An 8,259-nucleotide genomic window follows, 5' to 3' on the forward strand; every position below is an offset into this window, starting at 1 on the left:
GATCGGTTCAGGCGCTGTCGGCGTCGATGTGCGGCAGCCCGGCCATGTCCAGGACGAACGCCGCCGGCGATCCGGGCGCGGTGACCAGCACCGGTGGGGTGCGCAGGGTCCCGGGCTGGCCGGTGGCCGAGAGGGTGTGCAGCATCTGCACACCGGCGCTGCTCAGGTGGGTCACCTCGGTCAGGTCGATGGTCACCGGCAGCTCGCCGCCGCGACCGGCCCGCAGCACTTCCTGCCGCAGCAACGGGGCCGACGCCAGGTCGACCGGACCGGACACGGTGATCAGGCGGGCCCCGATCGGTCCCGACGGCTCCGCCGCGAACTGGGCGGACGCGACCTGGGCCCGGCCGGTGCCGGCCAACAGGCCGATCGGCCGGTGCAGGCGTCGGCGCATCCGGACCACCGTGCCCTCGGCCTCGGCCTCGATGCCGAAGTCGTCGACCGCCTCGGCCACCATGGCCAGGCCGCGGCCCCGCGTGCCGGCCTTGGTCACCGGGGTCCGCCAGCCGCCGTCGTCGGCGACGACGATCAGCGCGTCCCCCTGGGTCGTCAGGTTGACCTGCACCCGCACGGTGCCCGTCGCGGTCGACCGGAACCCGTGCTCGATGCTGTTGGCCGCGGCCTCGCTGACCGCCAGGGTCAGGGCGGTCTCGTCCTCGTCGGTCACCAGCAGGGCCCGCAGCCAGGCCCGCAGGTCCGACCGGATGGCCTCGAGCTGGTCGGCCCGGGCCGGGTACTGCGCGTACCAGGGCGCGATCGGCCGGGCGCGCCGCTGCACCGCGAGCATGGTGACGTCGTCCAGGTGACCGGGGCGCGTCATCAGATCGACCGCGTGCGCGCAGACCCGTTCGGGCACCGAGTCGGGCCGGTCCAGCGGCAGGCCCCGGCCGAGCACCGCGTCGCCCACGACCGTGGCCAGCATGGCCAGCCCGGACTCCCAGGTGCGCCCCGGCCGTTCGACCAGGCCGTCGCTGTAGAGCACCAGCACCTCGCCGATCCCCAAGCTCGTGGTCAGCGGCGTGGCGGACGCCCCGGCGCCGAGCGGGCGGTGCCCGGTCAGCGGGAGGAAGCGGGTGGTCCCGGACGGGTCGACGATCAACGGCGCCGGGTGCCCGCAGGTCACGTAGGTCAGCTCACCGGCCTCGGGGTCGATGAGCATGACGCAGACGGTCGCGGCGAACCCGCCCGGGGTCCGGGACGCGTACCGGTCGAGCTGGGCGACCGCGTGGGCCAGCTCGACCTCGGCGTCGAGCAGGTAGGCCAGCACCGACCGCAGCTGGCTCATCACCCCGGCCGCCGCCACGCCGTGGCCGACGACGTCGCCGACGATCACCGCGAGGCGGTGGTCGGCAAGCATGAAGCCGTCGAACCAGTCGCCGCCCGCGGCGTGCTCCACGTCGGCCAGCAGGTACCGGGCGGCCAACTCCAACTGGGGCAGGATGGGCAGGCTGGACGGCAGAAGCGCGCGTTGCAGCTCGTCGATGACGTCCAACGCCGCCCGGTAGCGCCGCCGGAACTCGCTCCCCCGCTGCGTGGCCTGCCGGCGCTCCTGCTTGTCCTCGGTGGTGTCCATGGCCTGCGCGATGACGCCGCGGATCGACCCGTCCGGGCGGCGCCACGGCGACAGGACGAACGTGACGAACCATTCCAGATCCGGCGCCCCGCCCTGGTCCGCGTCCAGCACCAGCCGCCAGTCGCGGGCCGTCACCGGCAGGCCCGACCGGTAGACCTCGTCCATCTGTTCCAGCAGCTGCTGGCCGGCCAGTTCGGGGATCGCCTCGCGGCACGGCCGTCCGAGTGCGGGGCGATCCCCCAGCAACCGGCGGGACACCGCGTTCATCGCGACGATGACGTGCTCGGGGCCTTCCATGGCCACGTGGATGGCCGGCGACTCGTCGAACGCGTCGATCACGGTGCCCACGTCGCCGGGCACGCGCGCCGGTGACCCCGCGTCCGGACGGACGATCTCGGTACCGGGTGCCGGCTGCCCCTCGCTCACCGCTCCAGCTTCGCATCCGACAGGAGTGCGCGGCCCGGCCGGCTCGCTGCTGAACCGACCGGGCAGCACGGTGCTCGGCGCACGCACTTCCACCGACACCGATGGTCCTGTTCCCGCTCCACCCCCGGTCGATGCGTCAAAGAATCGGAAGATAACCTGCGGCCCGGATCCGTCGACGGTGACGGACGGTCCACCGGGAGCGCGCATGACCTACTGCCTGGCCCTTCGCCTCGACGCCGGGCTGGTCCTGATGTCCGACACCCGGACCAACGCCGGCGTGGACAACGTCAGCAACTACCGCAAGCTCCACGTCCTGCGGCCAGCGCCGGACCGGATCTTCGTGCTGCAGTCGGCGGGCAATCTGGCGACCACGCAGGAGGTGCTGGACCGGATCCACCATGACCTGCAGGCGCCCGGCGGGGCCGAGTCCCTGGCCACCGTCGACGAGATGTACGAGGCGGCGCTGTATGTCGGACGGCTGAGCCGCACGGTGGTGGACGCCCACCGGAATGGGCTGATGTCGTCCGGGGCGGACGGCACCGCCACGTTCATCCTGGGCGGCCAGATCCGCGGCCGCACCCCGGACGTCATGTTGATCTACCCGGAGGGCAACTACATCCGGGCCTCGGACGAGCGGCCGTTCCTGCAGATCGGCGAGTCCAAGTACGGCAAGTTCATGCTCGACATCGCGGTCCGGTCGCACGCCGACCTGGCGGCGGCGGCGAAGATCGCACTCGCCTCGATGATCAGCACGGCCCGGGCCAACCTGTCCGTCGGCCCGCCGTACGACCTGGCCGTCTATCGCACCGACACGCTCGAGCTCGAGGAGTTCCGGATCACCGAGGACTCGGTGATCCTGCGGCGGCTGCTGGAGCTGTGGGAGAAGCACATCATGGCCGCACTGCACGAGCTGCCGGTCGTCACCGATCTGGACGAGTTGGCCGGCGAGCCCGCCTACGCCCGGCCGTGACCCGATGACCGACCGGGGGCCGGGTCCGGCGCTGCACCCGTCGGCCCGGCTGACCGGCCCGGCCGTCCGGCTCGACCCGCTGGGCCCGGAGCATTTCGACGACACCTGGGCCTGGGTCAACGACCCCGAGTCCGCCCGGCTGACCGGCACCACCACCGTTTTCACCGCCGGGCAGGTCCGAGCCCACCTGGAGACGGTCGCGGCGGCCGGGGACCGGGCGGACTGGGCGATCGTGGACCGGTCCAGCGGCCGCTACCGGGGCGAGATCGTGCTGAACGACCTGGACGCGGCGAACGCCTCGATGAACGTGCGGATCGCGCTGGCGCCCGGCGAGCCCGGCCGCGGGATCGGCACCGAGGCCATGATCCTGGTGCTGGACCACGCCTTCACGGACCTGCGGCTGCACCGGGTCGCGCTGGACGTCTTCGACTTCAACGTGCGGGCCCAGCGGTCGTACCGCAAGGCCGGCTTCGTCGTGGAAGGTCGCTGCCGCCAGACGGTCCGGACCGCGGACGGGTGGGCCGACTCCATCCTGATGGCCGTGCTGGCCGACGATCCCCGGCCCACCCTGCGCTGATCCGCCCGGCTCAGGCCGGCGAGCCGACCCGGACGAGCATCTTGCCGGTGTTCGCGCCGCGCATCATGTCCAGGAAGGCGTCGACGGTGTGCTCGATGCCGTCGACGATCGTCTCGTCGTAGGCGATCGTGCCGTCGGCGAACCACCCGGTCATCCGTTCGGTGAACTCCGGCCCGAGGTGCAGGTAGCTGCCGAGGGTGAAGCCCTTGAGGGTCAGGCCCCGGGTGATGGCGTTGGCCAGGTTGTCCGGGCCGGTCGGCCGGTCGGTCGCGTTGTACCCGGCGATGGCTCCGCACAGGGCGAGCCGCCCACCGTCGTTCATCACGTCGAGCGCGGCCTCGAGGTGGTCGCCACCGACGTTGTCGAAGTAGACGTCGACCCCGTCCGGCACCAGCGCCGGCAACTGCTCCCGGACCGGCCCGTCCTTGTAGTTGAAAGCCGCGTCGTAACCGTATTTCTCGGTCAGCAGGGCGACCTTCTCCGGCGATCCGGCCGATCCGACCACCCGGCCGGCGCCGAGCCGCCGGGCGATCTGCCCGACCGCGGTGCCGACCGCGCCGGCCGCGCCGGAGACGAACACCGTGTCGCCATCACGCAGACCGGCGATCGCGGTCAGCCCGACATAGGCCGTCAGGCCGGTCATGCCGAGGATGTGCAGCCGCAGGGACAGCGGCACGCCGGGAATCTCCGGCACCACCCGGAACGTGCCCGCGTCGGCCTGGACGACGTCGGTCCAGCCGTGCTGATGCAGCACGACGGCCCCGACGGGCACGTCGTCCGCGGCCGAGGCGACGACCCGGCCGATGGCGCCGCCGGTGATCGTCCCGCCCAGCGGGTACGGCGGGACGTAGCTGCGCACGTCGTTCATCCGGCCGCGCATGTACGGGTCGACCGACACGAACTCGTTGACCACCCGCACCTCACCGGGGGCCGGCTCGCCGTACTCCACGGTCTCGACGCGGAAGTCGTCGTGGGTCGGCCAGCCGTCCGGGCGGCGGGCGAGACGGATCTGGGTGCTGGTCGCGGTGGACATCGAACACTCTCCTTGGCAGAGCATCTGGGATCGGGATCCGGCGGCGGCGCGGTCCCCGGGGACGGGTGATCTCGGCGAGAGCCCGGTCAGAAGGCGAGCCCGGCCGCGAGGGCGAGCACGCCCAGCGCCGGCAGGACCCCCTGCTTGGCCGCGGCGGCGGCCTTGTCGGGGCTGGAGACCAGCAGCACGACGGCCGCGGCGGCCATGGACCCGGCGCCGGTCAGGACCAGCGTCGCGCCGACCGCGGGTTGCCCGGCGGGGTACAGCACGATGCCGAGCAGCACCGCCACGGCCAGAAACAGGTTGTAGAACCCCTGGTTGAAGGCCATCAGGCGAAGTGTCGCCGCTTCCTCGGGCGTGGTGCCGAAGACCGCCCGGGCCCGCGGACCGGTCCACGCGAACGATTCGAGGTAGAAGATGAAGACGTGCACCAGGGCGGCCAGGCCGCAGAGCACGAGGCCGGCGACGACCATGGGGCACCTCTTCTCGTCCGCGCGGATCGGCCGCGCCGTTTTCTGTACTGACCAATCCAATATATACTGGATTGGTCAGTACACAAACGACCGGCCGAGGATTGTGATGGGACGGACGCAGACCTTCGACACCGACGAGGTGGTGCGGGCCGCGCGCACGGTGTTCTGGGCGCGCGGGTACGAGGCGGCCGCCCTGCCCGACCTCGAACGGGCGACCGGCCTGAGCCGGTCGAGCATCTACCACGCCTTCGGCTCCAAGCGCGGGCTGTTCGGCGCCGCGGTGGCCAGTTACCTGGACGAGGTGATCCGGCCACGGTTGGCCCCGCTGACGTCCGCACCGGTCGCGCCGGACGCCCTGGCGCGGTACCTCGACGGCCTGCGCGCCGGCCTGCTTCGCGCCGGATCCCTGCCGGCCACGAGCGGGTGCCTGCTGGTCAACAGCGCCGGCGCGCCGATCGGGCACGACGACGAGGTGGCCGGGGCGATCTCCGGGTACCGGGCCGAGCTGCGCGCGGCCATCGGCAACGGCGTGCGGGCCGCGCTCCCCGACCGGGTCCCGGCGGCCCAGGACACCCTGGCCGATGCGTGCACGGGGCTGGTCGTCGCCGCCTTCGTGCTGGTCCGGGTCGCGCCGGCGGAAGCGGTCCGCGCCCTGGACACGGCGGGCGCGCTGCTGGCCGCGGGCGCCTGATCGCCGGTCCGGCTCGCGCGGCGACCCAGGCCGGCGCCCCGCGGTGCGGGCGGCTCTGAGGCTGCGACTTTGGTGGGCGCGGACGGGTTCGAACCGCCGACCGCCCGGGTGTAAACCGGGTGCTCTCCCGCTGAGCTACGCGCCCGTTCCGCCGGCCGATCGGCCGGCGGCGGGAGACAGTATTCCACCTCCGCGCGGCGGTCCACGTCCGCGCGGCCCGCCCGACCGGTCGCCCACCCGGTCGAGCGGGACCCGGATCAGGCCGGGGCCAGGGCCGAGACCGCCCGTTGCCAGGCCGACTGGTCGCGGGCCTGCCCGGGCGGGTTCACCTCGGCGAACCGGATTACGCCGTCCACATCGACCAGGAAGGTCCCGCGCAGCGCCATGCCGGCCTTGTCGAAGAAGACGTCGTAGGCCTGGGCCACCGCGCCGTGCGGCCAGTAGTCCGACAGCAGCGGGAACTGGTAGCCCTGCTGCTCGCCCCAGGCCTTGAGCGACTGGGCGGTGTCGCATGAGATGGCCAGCACCTGCACGCCGGCGTCGGCGAACGTCGACAGGTCGTCGCGCAGCTGGCAGAGCTCACCGGTGCAGACGCCGGAGAACGCGAACGGATAGAACACCAGCAGCACCGGCTGCTTCCCGCGGAAGTCCGACAGGCTCACCGGCGTCTTGTTCGCGTCCGGCAGCGTGAAATCCGGGGCGGTCGCGCCGACCGCCAATCCCTGTCCCGTCATCAGCCCTGTCCCTTCATCAGCGACGTGCCTTTCCTGACTTGGGCCGGGCGAGCCGGGCCAGCATCCAGCCGGGTCCGCCGTTGACCGATGTCGTCTGGGCCAACCCGGCGGTCCGGGTGGCCTCGGCGATCTCGCTGGGTTCCACGTACCCGTCCTGTCCGGTCTTGGGTGTGGCCAGCCAGATCACCCCGTCCGCGGCCAGCAACGGCACCGCGTTGATCAGGGCGTCGGTGAGGTCCCCGTCGCGGTCGCGCCACCAGAGCAGCACCGCATTGAGCACCTCGTCCGAGTCGTCGTCGAGCAGTTCCGAGTCGATGACGTCGGCGATCGCGTCCCGCAGGTCGAGGTCGACGTCCTCGTCGTACCCCGACTCCCCCACCGTGTCCCCGGCCTGCAGGCCGAGCCGGGCCGCGGCGTCCACCGCGTACCCTGCGAGGTCACTCACCCGTATCGCATCCCTTCCCGGGTCCCGGCGGCGAACCGGCGTCCTGCATCCGATTCCGACCGTGATCTGTCCTTGGCCGCTTACCTTAATTCGATCTCCGCCGGGTACCGACAGCAGCACCGCCGACGAGGCCACAAAAGGCCCGTTCCGACGAGCGACGCCCCCGCATGATGCGGGAGGATGGGAACCGCTTGACGGTGCCGACCAGGTCGATGTAGCCGACCCCACCTCGGCGCACCATGCGGCTCCGGCCGCCGAATGCCTTTAAGGAGTATGCGTTGACGACAGTGAACGAACCGGCCAGGATGACGCTGATCAAGGACGGCATCGCCGCCCAGTTGCATGACATCGATCCCGAAGAGACCAACGAATGGCTGGCCTCGTTCGACGCGATGCTCGACGCCGGTGGCAGTCAGCGCGCCCGTTACCTGATGCTGCGCCTGCTGGACCGCGCGAAGGAGCAGCACATCGCGCTGCCGGCGCTGACCACCACGGACTACATCAACACCATCCCGACCGAGTCCGAGCCCTTCTTCCCCGGCGACGAGGCGATCGAGCGCAAGTACCGCCGGTTCATCCGCTGGAACGCCGCGATGCTGGTGCACCGCGCCCAGCGCCCGGGCATCGGGGTCGGCGGCCACATCTCCACCTACGCCTCCTCGGCCACGCTCTACGAGGTCGGCTTCAACCACTTCTGGCGCGGCAAGGACGCCCCCGGCGGCGGCGACCAGGTCTTCTTCCAGGGCCACGCCTCCCCCGGCATGTACGCCCGCGCGTTCCTCGAGGGCCGGCTGTCCGAGCACGACCTGGACGGCTTCCGCCAGGAGAAGTCGCACCCGGGCGGCGGCATCCCGTCGTACCCGCACCCGCGCCTGATGCCCGAGTTCTGGGAGTTCCCGACCGTGTCCATGGGCCTGGGCCCGATGAACGCGATCCAGCAGGCCCGGGTCAACCGGTTCCTGCACCACCGCGGCATCAAGGACACCTCCGACCAGCACGTCTGGGCGTTCTGCGGCGACGGCGAGCTGGACGAGGTCGAGTCCCGCGGCCTGATCCACATCGCGGCGATCGACGGCCTGGACAACCTGACCTACGTCATCAACTGCAACCTGCAGCGGCTCGACGGTCCGGTGCGCGGCAACGGCAAGATCATCCAGGAGCTGGAGTCCTTCTTCCGGGGCGCCGGCTGGAACGTCATCAAGGTCGTCTGGGGCCGGGAGTGGGACGTCCTGCTGCAGAAGGACAAGGACGGCGCCCTGGTCAACCTGATGAACACCACCGCGGACGGTGACTTCCAGACCTACCGGGCCAACGACGGCGGGTACATCCGCGACCAC

The 8,259-nt window shown here is 71.8% G+C and carries 8 protein-coding genes, 1 tRNA gene and 1 pseudogene; 4 read left to right on the forward strand and 6 right to left on the reverse strand.

Annotated features, from left to right (window positions below; all coding sequences use genetic code 11):
* Nucleotides 1-7: 7 nt before the first annotated feature.
* Nucleotides 8-1,999 carry a SpoIIE family protein phosphatase gene (locus ACOJUF_RS17535; protein ID WP_420123107.1) on the reverse strand — a complete coding sequence of 664 codons (1,992 nt, stop codon included), beginning with the start codon at nt 1,997-1,999 and terminating at the stop codon, nt 8-10.
* A gap of 205 nt (nt 2,000-2,204) precedes the next feature.
* On the opposite strand from ACOJUF_RS17535, the gene ACOJUF_RS17540 reads away from it, so the two are divergent.
* Both ACOJUF_RS17540 and ACOJUF_RS17545 read left to right on the forward strand, forming a co-directional pair.
* The gene (locus tag ACOJUF_RS17540; protein ID WP_420123108.1) at nt 2,205-2,969 is read left to right on the forward strand and encodes a 20S proteasome subunit A/B; all 765 of its coding nucleotides are present in this window, start codon (nt 2,205-2,207) and stop codon (nt 2,967-2,969) included.
* Between the two features lie 4 nt (nt 2,970-2,973).
* Nucleotides 2,974-3,546 carry a GNAT family N-acetyltransferase gene (locus ACOJUF_RS17545; protein WP_420123109.1) on the forward strand — a complete coding sequence of 191 codons (573 nt, stop codon included), beginning with the start codon at nt 2,974-2,976 and terminating at the stop codon, nt 3,544-3,546.
* A gap of 10 nt (nt 3,547-3,556) precedes the next feature.
* On the opposite strand, the gene ACOJUF_RS17550 is transcribed toward ACOJUF_RS17545, so the two are convergent.
* Both ACOJUF_RS17550 and ACOJUF_RS17555 read right to left on the reverse strand, forming a co-directional pair.
* Complete coding sequence (locus tag ACOJUF_RS17550) at nt 3,557-4,579, reverse strand: NADP-dependent oxidoreductase (protein ID WP_420123110.1); 1,023 nt, start codon at nt 4,577-4,579, stop codon at nt 3,557-3,559.
* A gap of 86 nt (nt 4,580-4,665) precedes the next feature.
* A complete protein-coding gene (locus tag ACOJUF_RS17555) occupies nt 4,666-5,052 on the reverse strand; it encodes a DUF1304 domain-containing protein (RefSeq protein WP_420123111.1) in 387 nt (128 codons plus the stop codon).
* Nucleotides 5,053-5,158: 106 nt separating this feature from the next.
* Between ACOJUF_RS17555 and ACOJUF_RS17560 the strand changes: the two genes are divergently transcribed.
* Nucleotides 5,159-5,743 (forward strand): TetR/AcrR family transcriptional regulator, encoded by a 585-nt coding sequence (locus tag ACOJUF_RS17560; protein ID WP_420123112.1) that lies wholly within the window; start codon nt 5,159-5,161, stop codon nt 5,741-5,743.
* Between the two features lie 70 nt (nt 5,744-5,813).
* Here ACOJUF_RS17560 and ACOJUF_RS17565 read toward each other — a convergent pair.
* From ACOJUF_RS17565 to ACOJUF_RS17575, 3 genes are all read right to left on the reverse strand, one after another.
* A tRNA-Val gene (locus tag ACOJUF_RS17565) sits at nt 5,814-5,888 on the reverse strand.
* Between the two features lie 112 nt (nt 5,889-6,000).
* On the reverse strand, nt 6,001-6,477 hold the full coding sequence (locus ACOJUF_RS17570; RefSeq protein WP_420123113.1) for a peroxiredoxin: 477 nt from the start codon (nt 6,475-6,477) through the stop codon (nt 6,001-6,003).
* A gap of 16 nt (nt 6,478-6,493) precedes the next feature.
* Nucleotides 6,494-6,922: a DUF3052 domain-containing protein gene (locus ACOJUF_RS17575; protein ID WP_420123114.1), complete on the reverse strand. Its 429-nt coding sequence runs from the start codon at nt 6,920-6,922 to the stop codon at nt 6,494-6,496.
* A 305-nt stretch (nt 6,923-7,227) separates the two neighbouring features.
* Between ACOJUF_RS17575 and ACOJUF_RS17580 the strand changes: the two are divergent.
* A pseudogene (locus tag ACOJUF_RS17580) lies at nt 7,228-8,259 on the forward strand (pyruvate dehydrogenase (acetyl-transferring), homodimeric type); the annotation flags it as partial.

It is taken from the genome of Nakamurella sp. (assembly GCF_048594475.1).
Classification (GTDB): Bacteria; Actinomycetota; Actinomycetes; order Mycobacteriales; family Nakamurellaceae; genus Nakamurella.

Bases quoted from the DNA above. Each gene is read 5' to 3' on its own strand.
- ACOJUF_RS17540 (WP_420123108.1), top strand. From the start codon at position 2,205: ATGACCTACTGCCTGGCCCTTCGCCTCGACGCCGGGCTGGTCCTGATG.
- ACOJUF_RS17545 (WP_420123109.1), top strand. From the start codon at position 2,974: ATGACCGACCGGGGGCCGGGTCCGGCGCTGCACCCGTCGGCCCGGCTG.
- ACOJUF_RS17550 (WP_420123110.1), bottom strand. From the start codon at position 4,579: ATGTCCACCGCGACCAGCACCCAGATCCGTCTCGCCCGCCGCCCGGAC.
- ACOJUF_RS17555 (WP_420123111.1), bottom strand. From the start codon at position 5,052: ATGGTCGTCGCCGGCCTCGTGCTCTGCGGCCTGGCCGCCCTGGTGCAC.
- ACOJUF_RS17560 (WP_420123112.1), top strand. From the start codon at position 5,159: ATGGGACGGACGCAGACCTTCGACACCGACGAGGTGGTGCGGGCCGCG.
- ACOJUF_RS17570 (WP_420123113.1), bottom strand. From the start codon at position 6,477: ATGACGGGACAGGGATTGGCGGTCGGCGCGACCGCCCCGGATTTCACG.